The following is a 16,648-nucleotide window of genomic DNA, read 5'->3' on the forward strand; positions in this document are numbered from 1 at the left end:
AGCTTCGGCACACTGGCCACAGTTGACAAGGGACAGTGTGGAGAGCCGCCGCCTAGAAGGCTAGGCCCTGAGCGATTACGCTATGTGGTGTAGCTGACGGGGCGGTCACCAGTGTTTTTCCGATAGGGTCGGGTTGTTCAAGACCAACCTGGTGGGAGATCACTGATGACCGACGAGATGATGAACCTGCGCTCGCTTGTTGAGAAGAGTGCCGACGCCGATTTGTTGCGTGAGATGATCGGCTTTGCCGCCGAGAAGCTAATGGAGCTGGAGGTCGGCACGAAGACCGGGGCGGCTTACGGCGAGAAGAATGCGTTTAGGCTTGCCCAGCGCAACGGCTACCGGGATAGGGATTGGGAAACACGAGCGGGGACCGTCGAGTTGCGCATCCCGAAGCTTCGGTCAGGCAGCTATTTCCCGAGCTTCCTCGAACCGCGCCGCATGGCCGAGAAGGCTCTCACTGCCGTCATTCAAGAGGCCTACATCCAGGGTGTCTCGACCCGCTCGGTCGATGATCTCGTCAAGGCGATGGGGATGTCGGGTATCTCCAAGAGCCAGGTTTCCCGACTCTGCGAAGAGATCGACGACAGGGTGAAGGCCTTCCTCGACAGGCCCATTGAAGGCGACTGGCCCTACCTCTGGATCGACGCGACCTATCTCAAGGTCCGGCGCGGTGGCCGCATTGTCTCCGTCGCCGTGATCATCGCCGTCGGCGTCAACACCGATGGTCGTCGCGAGGTGCTGGGCATGGAGATCGGCACGTCGGAAGCCGAGCCGATCTGGACGGAGTTCCTGCGAAAGCTGACAAGACGCGGTCTCAGTGGTGTCAAGCTCGTGGTCTCGGATGCACACGAGGGCATTAAGGCAGCCGTTTCCAAGGTTTTATCGGCCACCTGGCAGAGGTGCCGGGTTCACTTCATGCGCAATGCGCTGGCGCATGCCGGAAAGAGCGGACGGCGTGTCGTCTCCGCCTTCATCGCAACCGCCTTCGCCCAGGACACACCGGAGGCCGCCAGCACGCAGTGGCGCAGCGTCGCCGACCAGATCAGGCCGAAAGTGCCGAAGCTCGCCACCCTCATGGACAGCGCCGAACAGGACGTGCTGGCCTATATGACCTTTCCAAAGCAGCACTGGGCTAAGCTCCACAGCACCAACCCGATTGAGCGATTGAACGGCGAGATCAAGCGACGGACAGACGTCGTCGGCATCTTCCCCAATGACGACGCCATCGTCAGATTGGTTGGCGCGCTGTTGCTCGAACAGAACGACGAGTGGGCCGTCCAGCGATCCCGCTACATGACCCTTGAGACAATCGCCACAATGAGCGATGATCCGCTCATCAGCCTGCCAGCCGCAAGCTGACATATTCCCGGCTCAGTCCGGATGGCACGGCGATCGCCAAAGCTACACCACATCCCGGGACACGATCTCCGCTCGTATAGGCCCTCGCCGATCGTGACGAGTTCGCTGCACGGTGCAAATCTATCACCGCCCCATATTTCCAGCTCGTCTCCGGCTGACGGCGCGGTCCCGTAGTGAAAGTCGTCTTCAGGAATATCCGTAGCCAGGTCGAAAGCGAGCCTGCGTGTATAACCGGTGTCGCTTTGCACTTAATCCCGAGAATCGACCTCAAAGATTTCAGAGAGATAGCGTGGCATTTAATCTGAGAATGATCACTTAACTTGAGAATTTTGCTCGGATCTGATCACTTAATGTGAGAATCAGACGATCGAGACAATCGACGGTGTTTTGCTGTGAGTGAGCCGTTCCCTGACGAAGTTGACGAGGCGCTTTGGGATGAAGCGTGTCGACGCGCAGATGCAATTCGAGAGTTCCTGAAAGGCCGCAATGGCAAGATGTCGGTGGCGGATGTGGCACTGCTTGCGACCGAGCTCGAAATCAGTCAGGCGACTGCGTACCGCCTCATCAAGCTATTCCGGGCCGGCGGGACCGTGATGTGCCTGGTGGACCGCAAGCCCGGCCGGCCAGAAGGCCATCGGGTACTGGATGACAGGCGGGAGGAGATCATTCGTACGACGATCAGCCGATACTACCTCACCCGCAATCGTCCAACAGTTTCACAGCTGGTCCGGGATGTGCAGACCAACTGCATCTCCGTTGGGCTTCGGCCGCCGCATCGCCGAACAATCAAGGCACGACTCGAAGACATTGATCTGCAAAAGCGTGCTCAACATCGCGGCGAAACCAAAATTGCCAAGAACACTCGTGCTGTTCCCGGCCTGTTGGCCGCCTCCCGGCCATTGCAGATCGTACAGGTCGATCATACCAAGGCGGATATCTTTGTCGTTGACGAGGAAACGCGGAAACCGATCGGCCGTCCGTGGCTGACACTGGCGATGGATGTCTGCAGCCGCATGGTGACGGGCTTCTACCTCACGATGGATGCTCCTTCCCGCCTTTCGACCAGCCTGTGTCTTTTGCACTCCATTTTTGACAAGTCGGCTTGGCTGCGAGAACGTGAGATCGGCGGAGCTTGGCCCGTCGCCGGCTTGCCGGATAGCTTGCACGTCGACAACGGCGCCGACTTCAGGAGCCAGTCTTTCAAGAGGGGATGTCAGGATGCCGGCATCGCGATCGACTGGCGACCGCCAGGGGAGCCACGCTTCGGTGGACACATCGAGCGTCTGATTGGGACGCAGATGGGAAAACTCCACCTGCTGCCTGGCACGACGTTCAGCAACGCGCAGGAACTTGGGGAATACGACTCAAAGCGCCATGCGGCGCTCACTTTGCGCGACCTTGAGCGCTTCATCGCTCTCGACATTGTCGGCTCATATCACCATTCGATACACGCCAGCCTGGGCCGACCGCCGATTGCAGTATGGCGGGAGCACGAGGACGTCATACCGCTTCGACTACCCCAGGACCGGATGCGCTTCTGGCTGACGTTCTTGCCTGAGCAGGAACGCACGCTGCGACCGACTGGAGTTCATTTGTTCGGGCTGCGTTACTGGTCGGCTGCGCTCAGTGGTGACGTTGGACGCGCCAATCGACGCCTCCTTGTCAAATACGACCCACGAGACATGTCTCGCGTCTTCGTCAGGCGGTCATCCGGGAACTTTGTTGAAGCACGCTATGCTGACGTTACCTTGCCCTCTGTGACACTGCACGAGGCACTGGCGGCGCGTCGCGCGCTCCTGGCAAAAGGGCGGCGAGAGCTTGATACTCGCATGATAGTTGGCACCGCTGTTGAGCAACGCAAACTGGTTGATGCAGCAGTCAGGAAGACAGCAAGTGCGCGCCGCAGCAACGTGAGCCGTAAAAAAACCAGCGTGGAGGATGGCGGATGGGGCTCGCTTCGTGGGATAGACTCCAGCAAACCTGTGGCCTTCGAAGAGGACACGGAGTGAACTGGCATGAACACGGAAATCTCCCACCTAACCTCAAACGCTGCGGCTTTGCTTGCCGATACGGACGCGCAGCGCATCAGAGCGATCAGATCACGCCGCTGGCTGGTTTATCCGCGCGCCAAGCAGGTGCTTGAACGGCTCAACCAACTGCTCGATCATCCACGCGGCACACGCATGCCTTCGCTCGCCATCTACGGCGACAGCGGCATGGGCAAGACGATGATCATGAAGCGTTTCCGTGATCAGCATCCACCGAGCTTCAGTTCTCTTACCGGCAAGTTGAAGACACCGGTTCTGGCCATGGAGATGACCAGCCGACCCGGCGAACGACGGTTCTACGCGGAGCTGCTAACCCTTCTCGGCGCACCGCAACGGCCACGTGCTGATATCGCGCAGATGGAGCAGGCGGCGATGCGCATCATGGAGGCGATCGGCGTTCAGGTGTTAGTGATTGACGAGGTGCACAATATCCTCGCCGGAACCTATCGCGAGCAACGCATCGTCCTCAACACCTTGCGCTTCCTCAGCAACCGACTTCAGATCTCCCTCGTCTGCTTTGGCGTCAATGATGCCCGCGAAGCGATCGGTGGCGATGTACAATTGGCCCGCCGCTTTGAACAGTTTACCCTAAGCCGCTGGGCTGCAAACGAGCAGTTCGAGATCCTGATCGCTTTGATCCTGCGCAACACGCCCCTACGCCAGCCTTCTGTGTTGACCGCAAAATCGCTACGGCGGATGTTGCAGATATCCGAGGGCATCACCGCAAACCTCTTCCATATCTTAAACACACTCGCCATCGAGGCCATCGAAAGCGGCCAAGAGAGAATTACGGACGCAGCTGTCGAGAGATGGGAGCCGGAGTTTGATGCGGAAGCCGCCTTTGCATGACCTTCAAGCCCCCCAGCAGTTGCCGGTGACACTGGCTCCCTGCACCGATGAGCTGCTGTCGTCGTGGGTTGCTCGGCATGCGGTGTTCTATGGTGTCCCTCCCCTGACCATGCTTCGGCATTGCCTCCCAGAGACGCCATCCCTGCGCGCCGCCGATCTTAATCTCAACGACAATCAGATCCTCCGCCTGGCCCACATACTCTGCGTGGATGAGGCAACGATCCGCCGCACCACCTTCACAGAGATCGCCCGGTCGTCGCGGTGCCTGATTGCGACGGATGCGATACAGTCATGCTCAACCTGTTATCCCGCAAAGACGGAACCGGAAGCCATTCTTCGAAGTCAGCTTCTCGGCTGGCGTATCACCTGTGCCCTCTGCGGCAACCTGCTCCAGAGCCCCACAGGGCCTAACTGCGCCTCAACCTTCGGCCACTATAGCGCAACGGCTCGCATCGGCGAACGGCTGCTCCACGATGAGGCCTCACGAAAAGTTCGAACCTGGGTATCACCGGCCAGGATTGCACAACTTTTGCTGATGCGCCGCGTGAAGAACCCCACGTTTGGAAATTATGAGCCATGGCGTTACCGGGTACTTGGCGCACTCATTCCTGACCTCGATGATGTCGTTGATCGGCAGAGTCTGCCAATGTCGTCTTGCCCAATCCTGCCCTTGCACCTGCGGCCGGCTATGTTGGCCGCAATAGCCATGGTTGAGCGCTCAGGGCCAGAGATGCTCGAAATGCTTTGCGGACAAATGAGGGGCGAGAACAAGGTGCGCTTCAGCAGCGCCATCAACGAGATCATGAGAGGTCACTCCCGATCAACCGCGTCATCACAACTGCAACTAATCTGAGAATCGTCCCCGCGAGATTCTCACGTTAACTGCCAAGCCGGGTCAAAGCGGCCGCATTCTCACGGTTAACTGCCAACCAACACTTCGGGCCATTCCTCGCCTGGAAGCGCGGCGATCTACTTGGTGCGCTGCAGCGGCTTTACGTGGCGGCGGCGGTCTCGCTCATGCTTGGCCTTGGTTTCTGGTACGCCCAGAATGGCGGTCCCGTCATGGCGGTGGCAGGCCTTGCGCTCGCCTTTTTCGTCATGGGCGGCGCGGTATCCGATCTCTGGTATCGGGCAGGCTTTGGCAAGCATCCGCTGTCCACCGCCTGGAGTCGACTGAAAGGCCTGCCGCGGTCGGCATTCGGCACGTCACTTGCGCATTTCGGCATGGGTGTGACCGTGCTCGGCGTCGTGGCCGTCACCACCTTCGAGACGGAAACGGTGGTCGAGATGAAGCCGGGCATGACGGTGGAGGCCGGCGGTTATGTCATCACCTTCGACGGTATTCGCGCCGCGACGGGACCTAACTATAGCGAAGACCAGGGGCATTTCACCATCCGCGAAGATGGTGTCGAGGTGGCCGATGTCTGGTCGTCGAAGCGGCTCTACACGGCCCGCCAGATGCCGACGACGGAAGCCGGCATCGTCACCTTCGGCTTCAGCCAGCTCTACATCTCGCTGGGTGACCCAATGGCCGCCGGGGGCATTGTCGTACGTGTCTGGTGGAAGCCCTGGATCCTCTGTATCTGGTCCGGTGCCATCGTGATGATGGCTGGTGGCATCGTCTCGCTCTCTGATCGCCGTTTGCGAGTCGGAGCGCCTAAGCGAACCAAGGCCTCGATAAGGCCGTCGTTAGGGGTCAGCTGAGTGCACGAACAGACAGCCCCCTCCGCTTCCTGCGCGAATTAGACGAAGGCGCCATCCCGGCCCGGCACAAGGCGGCTTACATTCTTCAGGCAGCCTTGTTCGACCCAAACTTTGGTGCCAGACGAATGTAAGCCAACTGGCTCAGCAGTTCGATCAGTGTCTGCGTGACAATTATTGCCGGAAGGATCGGTACAGCACCCGGGACAGCGAAAGCCAGCGGCAGGACGACCAGAGAGTTGCGCGTGGCGGCACTGAATGCGACGGCACGGCCCGCTGGCGCATCAAGCCGGAACAACTTACTCATACCCCACCCCGCCAAGGGCGCAGCAACCGCGTATGCCACGTATATTGGCACAACACGGAAAGTGGCATCGAGTGCGGGGCCGAGTTGCGGTACGACGGCAGCAACCACGACGAAGAGTACGAACGCTGTCGCAGGAACCGGAAGCAGCCCCAAAACCGCCGACGCACGCTGCCCTGCCACACTTCGGCCGGCCGAGAACTGGATGAGGACGGCGAAGACAAGCGGGACTGCTATCAGCCAGACGAACGCGTGGAAAAATGGTCCGGCTTTGATAAGAGACCCAGCCTCGGGACCGAGGAAAACGCTCAAATAGACGGGCAACAGTAGCATTTGGACGATCAAGAGCGCGGGTGTTGCTGCCAGCAGGAGACGGGCGTCGGCGCGGCCAAGATGCGAGAACGTAACGACATAGTCGATGCATGGGGCGAGAAGGACCAGCAATACGCCAAGCCGTATCATCGGATCAGGTGGAAGAAACGGGACGAGAACTCCCACCAGCATAGGCATGACGACAAAATTCGCCAGCAGCAGGACGCCAAGGAAGCGGAATTGCGCGAGGGCCATCCGAAGTTCGGCAAGCGGAACCTGAAGGAAGGTCACAAACAACATGAACGCTAGCGACGGATTTATGCCGATCTCAAGTGCGGTTGTTCCAGAGATCGAGAGAGCCGCCAGAGCGCCAAGGATAACTGCGCCAAAATAGATCTGGACCTGATGATTTTCGAGGGTGTCACGGAGGGTCAACGGAGCGCTTTCAGTTTTCATTTCAGGCCGACGAAGCTAGCCAGGTCCGAGAACAATGGCCGCCGTTGCTATCCGGTGGTTTAGTCTTCGAACGCCTTTGGTGCCAGCTCATTGCAGACAAGAAAAGCGCTGCGGGGCTGGAGAACTGGACAGGGAGTCGGACAGAAAAGTCCGATTTCCAGCATCACCTGAAAGCTCCCCCTATATGCCGCAAGTCACTGGATTTGAGTATGTCGACCTGCGCCGTAGATCGGCGTAACAGTTTGAAAGGGCTGGGGATAGGTCGGTCCGGGTGCGTGTCAGGCTTTGCGGCATACATGCGCTGTTCTCTGCCTTTCCATGGTGACCAGGCATGAAACTGCTGATGACTTCAATTGGATTGTTCTCCAATTTTCGGGATTCGGACAGCTATCCGATTTATCCGCCACCATGCGAAGACCGACAGGAGGAGCATTGCGGCAAGTAAGACAATACTTGCAAAGCCCCAGCCGGTTTCCACCGCCTCCTCTATCTGTGCGCCGAAAACGAAGCCCGCCAAAACCAGGCAGGCGGTCCAAACTATTGCGGATGCTGCATTCAGAACTGTAAACTTTGCCCATGACATTGATCCGAGACCAACCGGAAGCGCGCCGATGGTCCGCATACCCTTGGGATATCTGTAAAGAAAGATGTAGGCGCAGCCGTACTTTGCAACTAGGATTTTCGCGGCCGCATAGGCCTTTTCGGCAAAAGGCCACCTCGTTAACCACGCATCCCCGTATCGTCTCGCGATAAAGAACCGTGCTTCGTCCCCGAGATAGCCGCCGGCAGAGGTCAACGCTAAAACAAGGGACAAGTCCAAAGCTTGTGTTTGAGCCGCATAGCCCGCGAACAATGGGAGACTACCGCTTTTCAGCATGCAGTACGCAAAAAGCAGGATGTAGATCCATGTCCCGTATTCTCGTACTAGATCAGACAAACCGTCCATATCGCTTCACCAAATCAAATCGCAGGGGACAAACAGAAACTCTTTTTGTGTACGATCTACACGATCTATCGGATGTTTTCCTTCGCATGGCCTGCCTGGTGAGTGCACGACCATCGGACATCTGGTTCAGTTTGGCATAGCCCGCGCACGAGCTGAGGCTGCCGTTGTTTTCCGACAGCCTCTACATGACAGCGCCAGGGGAATGCGGATAACCGGAGTCAGCTCCGACATGGCACAGGCCTCGCATGCCTGACCTCACGACTTCAAGCCGCTGAACTGTCGGTGGGGAGACTTCACGGTTTTCTCCGCCTAAGCCTCAGAGAAGCGAGGCAGGCTGGTAACGACGATGGGGGTTTTGCCTGGCACTCGACCATACAAGTCGACCACGTCCTGATTGATCATCCGGACACACCCTGAGGATACCGACTTGCCGATCGTCCACCATTCCGGCGACCCATGGATGCGATAAAGCGTGTCCTCGCCATTCTGGAAAATGTAGAGCGCGCGCGCGCCCAATGGATTCTTGAGGCTAGGAGGCATACCGCCATTGGCAATGCTGTAGGGCGCAAGTTCTGGCTGTCGAGCGACCATCTCGTCAGGTGGCGTCCAGCGTGGCCACTGGCGTTTGTACTGGATGACCCCCTTGCCCGACCATTCGAACCCCTGCCGGCCGAGACCGACCCCGTATCGCATCGCCTGTCCGCCCTCATAAGTCAGGTAGAGAAAGTAATTGGCCGTATCCACGACCAATGTGCCTGGCCGCTCCCCGGTCGGATCACTCACCATCTGGCGGTAGTAGCGCTTGTCGATCTTCTGGTAGGGTATAGCAGGCAGCGGGAACTGTTCGTTTGGAATTGGTCCATAAGTGGTCTCCAGGACCGGATGTACGATGGGTACGATTTCAGATCGTGATGTCTCTAGGGTCGTTGTCGAGCAGCCAGTCAACACAGCCGCCGCTGCCCCAGTACTCCCGATAACGAAGCCTCGTCGTGTCAATTTCCCAGACTGCAATGTATTTCCTCTCGAAGGTTGAAGCTTCTGGCTTACGGGCCGGTCATGAGATTGCGGATCTTCTTCATCCGAACCTCGCGGGATTCATGCATGTCGAGCGTTCCTTTGAAGCTACCATTGGCGTCCATCATGTATACGCCAGCCGTATGGTCCATCGTGTAGCTTCCATCTTCGGTCGGAACCTTGCGTGCGTAGGCGGAGAAAGCTTTCACAGCCGTCGCTGTTTGCTCCGGCGTTCCCCGAAGGGCAAGGATTCGACGGTCGAAGGATGTCATGTATTCGTTCAGCAACTGCTGAGTATCTCTCTCTGGGTCAACGCTGATGAAAACAACGTTGAAACCGCTCGCAGCGGGCCCGAGTTCACTCATTAGGTCACTCAACTCGAACAGCGTTGTGGGGCAGATGTCAGGGCAGTGGGTAAAGCCAAAGAACGCCAAGTACGGCTTTCCTTTGAGCACGGCATTGTCGATGACTTGGCCACGGTGGGAAACCAACTCAAATGGCCGACCGACCGCAGGGGTGGAGGTCGTGTCTGACACACCCAGGCGTCTGCTAGTATCCGATTGCGACACATAGCCGATGAGCAATAGCAATGTGATGATCGCAACCACGCACCACGCCACCAGTCGAAACGCTTTGAGAGATTCCATATAATTCCCTGCCGATATTCGCCCCGGATGAACCGTCCGGAGCACTCCTAATCCCTCTAGCAGCTTGAGGTTCAAGGCGAGTTCAGAAGAAAATTGCAATTCTCCTCAGACCTACCGCTGCAGAGCCCCGGAAATTGCTGCAGACCGGAAACCGCCCTTGACCCTCAAGCTACTAGAGGTTTCATACTGACAACGCATCAATGAACGACAGGAATGGCCGAGCAGTGGTAAAATCTAACGACGGGGCATGGCTTGCGATCTTTAGCGCGTGGATGATTGCCATGAGTTCGACGCTCGGCGCATTGTTCATCGGTGAGGTCATGGGACAAATGCCATGCGATCTCTGTTGGCACCAACGAGCCTTCATGTTTCCACTGGCAGTCCTGCTCGCCGTCGCCGCCTTCCGCTCTGATGCCCGTGCCTGGATCTATGCAGTTCCGCTGGCAGCGGTGGGATGGTTGATCGCGGCATTTCACAACCTCCTCTACTTCAATATCATCCCCACGGCCATCAAGCCTTGCGGCCAAGGGCCATCCTGCTCGGGCGCGGGTATGCTCCTCTTCGGAACCCTCCCCATTCCGCTCCTGTCGCTTGGCGCGTTTACCGTCATCATCGCCCTACTTCTAATCGTGCGCCGGAGAACACCAGCATGAACAGACGCACTTTCGTCATCGCTTCGGCTTCAGCTGCGATCGCAGTTTTCGCAGGAGGTGCCGCCCTCTATAGTGGGCTCACACCAGAAGCTGAGCCAGCGCCCTCCCCAATGCCGGGGAACAATACCCTTGTCAGAATGCACTCGCCGGTCATGGGGCCGGTTTCGGCGCCTGTGACAATTGTCGAATTTTTTGATCCGTCATGTGAGGCGTGCCGGGCATTTTATCCGCTCGTAAAGCAGATGATGGCGCAGACCGGAACCGACGTGCGGCTCGTCCTGCGATACACCGTATTCCACGAGGGTTCCGACGATGCCGTGCGCATATTGGAGGCCGCGCGCAAACAGAACCTGTTTGAACCGGTCCTAGAAGCGATACTGGAACAGCAGCCGGTCTGGGCCGATCATGGCAAGCCAGATCTGGAAAAGGCATGGCAGATTGCGGCAATGGCCGGACTTGATGTCGAGCAGGGCAAGAAAGATGCGGTGTCCCCCGCGATCGACAATATTCTTGCCCAGGATATGGCGGACGTTCAGGCCAACAATGTGAAACAGACCCCGACATTTTTCGTCAACGAAAAGCCTCTGACAGAGTTCAGTCCGCAAGGTCTTTTCACACTGGTGAAGGCTGAGATCGATGCCAGCAAGGCAGGATCCTGACCTCGGAGACAGGACCGGAATTCATGAGTGGACATCACCACGATCATGGAGCGGATGCCGGAGACAAGCGTATAGGGGGAGCAATTCTCGTAAACGTGTTCCTTACCTTTGCGCAGATTGCCGGCGGCATCTTCTCCGGCAGTCTTTCCCTGATCGCGGATGCGCTCCACAACTTCAGTGACGCTGCATCACTTGTGATTGCGTATGGCGCACGCCGAATCTCGCGCCGCCCTTCCGACGAAGGGATGACGTTCGGCTATGTTCGTGCCGAAATCGTCGCATCGCTGATCAACTATACGACTTTGATCGTCGTTGGGCTCTATCTCGTGTATGAAGCGGTCATGCGGTTCATCACACCGGAGCCGATAGAAGGGTGGACGGTCGTGATCGTCGCAGGCATCGCGCTCGTCATCGATTTGATCACAGCCATGCTCACCTACACCCTTTCAAAAACCAGCATGAATATCCGCGCCGCTTTCTTGCACAATGTGTCGGACGCCCTTGGATCGGTGGGTGTTATCATTGCCGGCACGCTTGTGCTGATATACGGCTGGACATGGATTGACCCGGCGATCACCCTCATGATCGCAGGCTACATACTCTGGCAGGCCTTCACTGAGATCGGAGGATCGATCAGGATCCTGATGATGGCGGCGCCTGAGGACGTGGATGTGAACAAACTTGTTTCAGACATGCGTTCCGTCGAAGGCGTCCAGGAGGTGCACCATGTCCATGTGTGGCGGATCGATGAAGATCACAAGGCATTGCAAGCGCATCTCGTTGTGACGGAGTCATCTCTGCGCAGTGTTGCTGAAGTGAAAGGCGCAGTGCGAAAAATCCTGCGGGACAGGCACGGTATCGACCACAGCACTCTGGAGATCGAAACGCCAGAGGACGGTTGCGAAGACGGCGTACAGGTCATCGGTCATAATGTTATAGAGACCTGAGACTAGAGGCTTTGCAGGCACCGTTGACGGATATGCTCGACGATGAAAGCCGCATCGTCAGCGGCACCTGCGATCAGACCAGAGGCACGGTTACGCTGCCAAGGTCGGCCAACATAGTAGAGACCGGCAACAGGCGAAATCCCGTTGGAGTGTATTGGGACAGCCCGAGCATCAACTGCACCCTCGACTTCAATCCAGGGGAGCTCATCGGCATAGCCTGTCGCCCAAACTATGGATCTGATGTTCTCGCTCGATCCGTCGGCGAAACTTGCCCCGCGGTCATGGATCGCAGCCAGTCTCGGCTTCAGGATTACCCCCAACCGCCTAAGTGAAGCATCGTCATTGCCACGAACAGGGAATGGATCCTCACGCCTCATCCTTCGCCCGATGATCCCCTGCGCCGATACACGTAGAAGGCCGAGCTGCCCCAGCCATACCCACAAACTGCGTCCGAGGATCTTCTCCGGTAAAAGCCTGCGCTTTCGCCCGCGTGCAAGCAGCACCTGTTGAAACCCAGCCATCGCAATTGCCACGTCCCTTCCACTCGCGCCATCTCCGACAACAAGAACAGGGCCTTTCGCCACCGAGCCCGGATTGCGGAACTCAGCTACGTGCATCTGCTGAATGTCGGCCGGGAGCAGTTTCGACAATCCAGGAATTCGCGGTGTCGAAAATGCCCCCGTGGCAACGATGACGGTATGACATGTGATTCGATCGCCGTCTTGCGTTGACGCCACGAAGAGACTGCCTACCTTCTCAAGTCGGACGACCTTCTTCGAACTGATGACCGGAAGTTTATGGAAGGAAGCATACCGCCGCAGATAGTCAGCAAACTCATCCTTTCCAGCAAAGCCATTTGCATCACCAACCAGGGGCATATCCGAGAGCGCGCTGATGCTGCGAGGGGTAAAAAGTGTGAGGTTGTCATATCTGTTGCGCCAGCTGTCTCCGATTTTTATGCCAGCATCGACAATCAAGAATGTCAGGCCCTGCTTCTTCAAGGCATACGCCGCGGCGAGCCCGGCTTGCCCCGCCCCGATAATCAAGATGTTGGTCCGCACTGCATGCCCCTCAAGCAACATCGTCTTTACCCATCAACGGCTGGGGACGTTACGATTACATTGGGTTCAGGCCTTGCCTCTCGACCAATATGCGAGAAGCTCAAGAGAAAGACCGCCACAACGAAAATCGTGAGCACTGCCAACACAATCCAGTTATTGCGCCGTATCTTCTTAATCCGATCATCGGGCTGGGCCATAATTCAGTCTCCTGTCGCACTTGCGGCGGTCACCCCGTCGCCAGACCTGGCTTTCTTCTTTTGGAATGGGTCAGCCAACGCCGCATCTGGTCTGCTGACCGGATATTTTGTGCCCGAAATGCGAGCCGCAAGTCGGTCCGGACCCTCTTTCTTAAGGAGTGCGCGGAAACTCGGATGCATTCCGCCATCCACATAGGATGACACCGTCGAGCCGCCGGCCTGTTGAAGAGCAGCCTCAAGCCTTTGGGTTTCTTCGGCCATGCGGGCCATCAGTGCGGGATCAGAAGAAGCGGCGCTTGCGGGGCAAGCCTCCAGTGGGTAACGGGGCTCTCCGCCCACGAACTCTTTGTTGAACATGTAGCGGCGGCCACACACCGAGACTTTTGGTTGCTCCCGGGTCAATTCGAAAACGTCGTATCCCTCCTTCAGCGTCCGCCAGAACGACAGGTTTTCGTTGTCTCTGTGCAGCGTCATATTTTCCGTCGTCATTCGGAAAGGATAGGCCTGGACCTGGAAACGCTCCTGTCCCGATGAAAGTGCCTTGGCGACGATCGCATATATTTCACCGACGCCCTGGTCTGTCAGCGCAAAGCAACCGGAAGAGGAGCAAGCACCGTGGACCATCAGCGCCTCGCCGGTATAGCCGAGTGCCGACTCAAGCCTGTTTGGATAACCCAGGTTGAAAGATACATAGTACTGCGATTTAGGATTCAGCATCCCTTTCGAAATGTGGTAGAACCCCTCGGGCGCCTGGCGATCACCTTCCTTGACCTTGGGGCCTAGCTTCCCGGACCACCTGCACATCGGATATGTCTTGAGCAGCGCGTAGCGCCCACTTCGGTCGATCTTCCAGACCTCGAGCTCGCTTTCCTGCTTGAAGATCCTGATGAGGACAGGACTCTCCGCTGCCATACCCTTCTTTGACATCTCTGCCAGCATCTTGCTCGACAGTTCGGGTGCCCTGCTGGACAGGTCGTCCAGCCCCATGTCTGAAACACATCCGGATAGGGAGACAGCTATAAACGCTCCAATGCAGGCATTCTGCGCGATCAGAAGTGCTCGCTCAGTCAAATTCTGAAACCAATTCATTTCGTCACTCTTCGCGCTTTCAATGAAACCCTGCCAAAATCACCCGGAAGATGCCGAGCGCACCACGGCAGCCGGCAGTCCAAGAAGGGGGGACGACCGCACGACGCCGCATCGAACAAATCCTTAGCCGCCGGTATAAATATAGGACCTCAAGTAACTAGAGCTACAAGGGGTCGCCCTCGGAAAAGCTGAACGCTTCTCCCACCCAATCATCTACCCATCTTTGGGCACCGGACCAGGCACGACATCGAGCAGAGATTTATCAACCAGGGGAGTTACCTTCATCGGGCTTGCCCCGGAGGTGCGCATCCGGTCCATGTCTGCTGCAGTGAGGTAATCGAGCTTGGTGATCAGAGTTTTATAGTAGGCTTGCAGACCAGTCCGCTTGTTCATCCGCTCCACCAGATCTAACCTCAGGGTGTCAGCTGCGAATTCGGGATCGGTAAGAACCGGTGTGGACACCAGTGTCGCGATCAATTCGTCCGTCAGTTCTGCCTCCGGACTGGGACTAGCGCGGAGTGCCTCGTCATTTGCGGTCATCGTCACTTCCGCGACGACGTAACCGTCAACCTTGTTCTCCCGAATGATCGGTACGGTCACCATCGCCGACTTAACCACCTCATGTTCGGTCAGCCTAGGAGACTGCGCCTCAACCTGTTTGGGCGCCGGTGCCCACTGGAAACCAGCGTAGACAGCAACCAAACACACTACGACACACCACACCCCGGAGAATGCAATCTTCCACATTTACTGATCTCCATGAGGACCAACCGGTGCTACGCCGGGATCCTTCGACGGATCGCTGTCTTGTCATCGCATTCAGGCGTGATTGGACAGTGCTCGATCCTTTATTCGATGAGAGCCGCTTTCAAGCCGCGTGTTGGACCCAATCCAACATCTACGGAAACTCGTCGACGATCCGTGCGCTTTAATCGGGAAGGTCAGGCTCGGGGAGGAGGATCAAGGAGATCGATGCCGGCGAAGATGCGGAACCGATTTGGTGAGACTCTATAGGCAGAGCTCATTCGCTCCGAAATTGGAGCGCTTTTCTGTATGCAAGCCAGAAGCTCGTGGGAATGTTCGACCAGATGGTGGCATTTCGCATGGGTACCGCCAGACCCAGTCCCTTGATGGACGTTCATGCATATCGTCGGCCCGGAGCTGCTGTCTCGCGCGACTGAGCCACGCGGACCCATGATGACAACTGCCAAAAGCAGTGCCACACACAAAATCCGAATCGATTTTCTAAGCCGCAACATCATCACACATTACACTCAACCTGTTTGACATTGCGTGAAGCTGGTGCGCTGACCTTGCCGCAGAACGGTTCATGCAGACAATAAGAATTGATTTCCCCGTGTAAGACCGTCGCCTCTAAACTTGGGATATGATCGCGTCAATTACACAAATCTCAAAGAACCTTGGAATGATCGTTGCGTTTTCGCTGGCGGGATTTGTGTCCGTTAAGATTGCTTTTGCCGTCGTTTGCTGGGGCATAGGACATGACTCCTTCGAGGCCATCGCGGGCATGGTCGCATCCATTGGTCTTGGGGGCTGGATCGGCATAGAGGCCTATCTGTCGTTCACAAGCTGGCGATCCAATAGGAAAGTGTCTGAATTCGACACAAGCCGATAAAATTGCACTGAATATCTTTGCGTGATGGTCGTGTTCGATCCTCATAAATCGTCCAAGCACACAGGGACGACTTATGACCGCTAGATTTCTGCTCGCAATTTTCGCCATAACGATCTTTTCGACCGGCGCCGCCTGGAAACCGGAAGCGGCAACGTGGGATTCCATGCCTGTCGCCGGGGCGACGTCACAACCGATCGGCCACTTCGAATTTTGCAAACGATATCAAAAAGAATGCCAGCCTAACGCTGCAGATCGCGCACGCCTGAAGCTCACAGAGGAGATCTGGAATAGCCTCGTTGAGGTCAACCAGGTCGTCAATACAATCCCGGCCATCGAGGATATCGAGATCTATGGCGTCGAGGAATTTTGGAACTATCCTACCACCGCAGCCGACTGCGAGGACTTTGCTCTTCTGAAGCGCAAGCTTTTGATGAGACGCGGGATCGCGGTCTCCAATCTGCTGATCACAGTTGTACTCCAGCCGGACGGATCCGGGCATGCTGTTTTGACGGTGCGATCACAGATGGGCGATTTCATCCTCGACAACCTGCGTGGTGAAATCAGAAATTGGTCAGAAACTGAATATACCTACCTCAAGCGTCAGGATTCACGCAATCCGGGGAAATGGGTGAAGATCAGGGACGGTCGAGACACAACGGCAGTCAGCGGCATTCACTAACCCGACTAACCAGGTAGACCGGCCGACCCTGCGGCAGTCAGCCGGGGATGCCTGACGAGGCGAAACCTCGCAGTAACTGGTGACCCAG

Annotated in this window: 15 protein-coding genes and 1 pseudogene; 9 read left to right on the forward strand and 7 right to left on the reverse strand. The window is 57.0% G+C overall.

The features are described 5' to 3' along the window. The first annotated feature begins 165 nt into the window (after window positions 1-165). The 5 genes and pseudogenes from ACQKP1_RS24965 to ACQKP1_RS24985 all read left to right on the forward strand — a co-directional run. Window positions 166-1,362, forward strand: a complete 1,197-nt coding sequence (locus ACQKP1_RS24965) for an IS256 family transposase (protein WP_427277417.1) — start codon at window positions 166-168, stop codon at window positions 1,360-1,362. Window positions 1,363-1,754: 392 nt separating this feature from the next. Then, on the forward strand, window positions 1,755-3,371 hold the full coding sequence (locus tag ACQKP1_RS24970; RefSeq protein WP_427277418.1) for a Mu transposase C-terminal domain-containing protein: 1,617 nt from the start codon (window positions 1,755-1,757) through the stop codon (window positions 3,369-3,371). Between the two features lie 6 nt (window positions 3,372-3,377). Continuing rightward, entirely contained in the window at window positions 3,378-4,259 is an 882-nt protein-coding gene (locus tag ACQKP1_RS24975; protein WP_427277419.1) for a TniB family NTP-binding protein, read from the forward strand. After that, window positions 4,237-5,112: a TniQ family protein gene (locus tag ACQKP1_RS24980; protein ID WP_427277420.1), complete on the forward strand. Its 876-nt coding sequence runs from the start codon at window positions 4,237-4,239 to the stop codon at window positions 5,110-5,112. The genes ACQKP1_RS24975 and ACQKP1_RS24980 overlap by 23 nt, the downstream gene beginning before the upstream one ends. Window positions 5,113-5,195: 83 nt before the next feature. Then, window positions 5,196-5,963, forward strand: a pseudogene (locus ACQKP1_RS24985) (cytochrome c-type biogenesis CcmF C-terminal domain-containing protein); the annotation flags it as partial. A gap of 85 nt (window positions 5,964-6,048) precedes the next feature. Here ACQKP1_RS24985 and ACQKP1_RS24990 read toward each other — a convergent pair. The 4 genes from ACQKP1_RS24990 to ACQKP1_RS25005 form a co-directional block, all read right to left on the reverse strand. Continuing rightward, the gene (locus ACQKP1_RS24990) at window positions 6,049-7,011 is read right to left on the reverse strand and encodes an arsenic resistance protein (RefSeq protein ID WP_230175133.1); all 963 of its coding nucleotides are present in this window, start codon (window positions 7,009-7,011) and stop codon (window positions 6,049-6,051) included. A gap of 370 nt (window positions 7,012-7,381) precedes the next feature. Then, window positions 7,382-7,978, reverse strand: coding sequence for a DedA family protein (locus ACQKP1_RS24995; protein WP_112590885.1), 597 nt, complete (start codon window positions 7,976-7,978; stop codon window positions 7,382-7,384). 309 nt (window positions 7,979-8,287) lie between these two features. Continuing rightward, on the reverse strand, window positions 8,288-8,923 hold the full coding sequence (locus tag ACQKP1_RS25000) for a L,D-transpeptidase (RefSeq protein ID WP_148169286.1): 636 nt from the start codon (window positions 8,921-8,923) through the stop codon (window positions 8,288-8,290). A 98-nt stretch (window positions 8,924-9,021) separates the two neighbouring features. Beyond that, the gene (locus ACQKP1_RS25005) at window positions 9,022-9,639 is read right to left on the reverse strand and encodes an SCO family protein (RefSeq protein WP_112590887.1); all 618 of its coding nucleotides are present in this window, start codon (window positions 9,637-9,639) and stop codon (window positions 9,022-9,024) included. A 272-nt stretch (window positions 9,640-9,911) separates the two neighbouring features. Between ACQKP1_RS25005 and ACQKP1_RS25010 the strand changes: the two genes are divergently transcribed. From ACQKP1_RS25010 to ACQKP1_RS25020, 3 genes are read left to right on the forward strand one after another with little or no spacing between them, the layout of a single operon-like run. Continuing rightward, entirely contained in the window at window positions 9,912-10,292 is a 381-nt protein-coding gene (locus ACQKP1_RS25010) for a disulfide bond formation protein B (RefSeq protein WP_246751774.1), read from the forward strand. After that, window positions 10,289-10,951: a DsbA family protein gene (locus ACQKP1_RS25015; protein WP_112590890.1), complete on the forward strand. Its 663-nt coding sequence runs from the start codon at window positions 10,289-10,291 to the stop codon at window positions 10,949-10,951. The genes ACQKP1_RS25010 and ACQKP1_RS25015 overlap by 4 nt, the downstream gene beginning before the upstream one ends. A gap of 23 nt (window positions 10,952-10,974) precedes the next feature. Beyond that, window positions 10,975-11,898 carry a cation diffusion facilitator family transporter gene (locus tag ACQKP1_RS25020; protein WP_112590892.1) on the forward strand — a complete coding sequence of 308 codons (924 nt, stop codon included), beginning with the start codon at window positions 10,975-10,977 and terminating at the stop codon, window positions 11,896-11,898. 2 nt (window positions 11,899-11,900) lie between these two features. Here the strand turns inward: ACQKP1_RS25020 and ACQKP1_RS25025 are convergent, their stop codons facing one another. The 3 genes from ACQKP1_RS25025 to ACQKP1_RS25035 all read right to left on the reverse strand — a co-directional run bounded on the left by ACQKP1_RS25025 (window position 11,901) and on the right by ACQKP1_RS25035 (window position 14,992). Continuing rightward, on the reverse strand, window positions 11,901-12,959 hold the full coding sequence (locus ACQKP1_RS25025; protein ID WP_195950099.1) for a flavin-containing monooxygenase: 1,059 nt from the start codon (window positions 12,957-12,959) through the stop codon (window positions 11,901-11,903). Window positions 12,960-13,159: 200 nt separating this feature from the next. Next, window positions 13,160-14,245, reverse strand: a complete 1,086-nt coding sequence (locus ACQKP1_RS25030) for a L,D-transpeptidase family protein (RefSeq protein ID WP_230175135.1) — start codon at window positions 14,243-14,245, stop codon at window positions 13,160-13,162. Window positions 14,246-14,458: 213 nt separating this feature from the next. Beyond that, entirely contained in the window at window positions 14,459-14,992 is a 534-nt protein-coding gene (locus ACQKP1_RS25035) for a hypothetical protein (protein ID WP_112590898.1), read from the reverse strand. Window positions 14,993-15,954: 962 nt separating this feature from the next. Between ACQKP1_RS25035 and ACQKP1_RS25040 the strand changes: the two genes are divergently transcribed. Further along, window positions 15,955-16,560 (forward strand): transglutaminase-like cysteine peptidase, encoded by a 606-nt coding sequence (locus tag ACQKP1_RS25040; RefSeq protein WP_427277421.1) that lies wholly within the window; start codon window positions 15,955-15,957, stop codon window positions 16,558-16,560. Window positions 16,561-16,648: the final 88 nt, after the last annotated feature.

Origin of the sequence: Allorhizobium sp. NPDC080224, from assembly GCF_050281005.1 — a bacterium.
Lineage (GTDB): Bacteria > Pseudomonadota > Alphaproteobacteria > Rhizobiales > Rhizobiaceae > Allorhizobium.

Excerpts from the sequence above, each read along its gene's own strand:
- ACQKP1_RS24965 (WP_427277417.1), top strand. The coding sequence starts at position 166 with ATGACCGACGAGATGATGAACCTGCGCTCGCTTGTTGAGAAGAGTGCC.
- ACQKP1_RS24975 (WP_427277419.1), top strand. The coding sequence starts at position 3,378 with ATGAACACGGAAATCTCCCACCTAACCTCAAACGCTGCGGCTTTGCTT.
- ACQKP1_RS24980 (WP_427277420.1), top strand. The coding sequence starts at position 4,237 with ATGCGGAAGCCGCCTTTGCATGACCTTCAAGCCCCCCAGCAGTTGCCG.
- ACQKP1_RS24995 (WP_112590885.1), bottom strand. The coding sequence starts at position 7,978 with ATGGACGGTTTGTCTGATCTAGTACGAGAATACGGGACATGGATCTAC.
- ACQKP1_RS25005 (WP_112590887.1), bottom strand. The coding sequence starts at position 9,639 with ATGGAATCTCTCAAAGCGTTTCGACTGGTGGCGTGGTGCGTGGTTGCG.
- ACQKP1_RS25010 (WP_246751774.1), top strand. The coding sequence starts at position 9,912 with ATGATTGCCATGAGTTCGACGCTCGGCGCATTGTTCATCGGTGAGGTC.
- ACQKP1_RS25015 (WP_112590890.1), top strand. The coding sequence starts at position 10,289 with ATGAACAGACGCACTTTCGTCATCGCTTCGGCTTCAGCTGCGATCGCA.
- ACQKP1_RS25020 (WP_112590892.1), top strand. The coding sequence starts at position 10,975 with ATGAGTGGACATCACCACGATCATGGAGCGGATGCCGGAGACAAGCGT.
- ACQKP1_RS25030 (WP_230175135.1), bottom strand. The coding sequence starts at position 14,245 with ATGAATTGGTTTCAGAATTTGACTGAGCGAGCACTTCTGATCGCGCAG.
- ACQKP1_RS25035 (WP_112590898.1), bottom strand. The coding sequence starts at position 14,992 with ATGTGGAAGATTGCATTCTCCGGGGTGTGGTGTGTCGTAGTGTGTTTG.
- ACQKP1_RS25040 (WP_427277421.1), top strand. The coding sequence starts at position 15,955 with ATGACCGCTAGATTTCTGCTCGCAATTTTCGCCATAACGATCTTTTCG.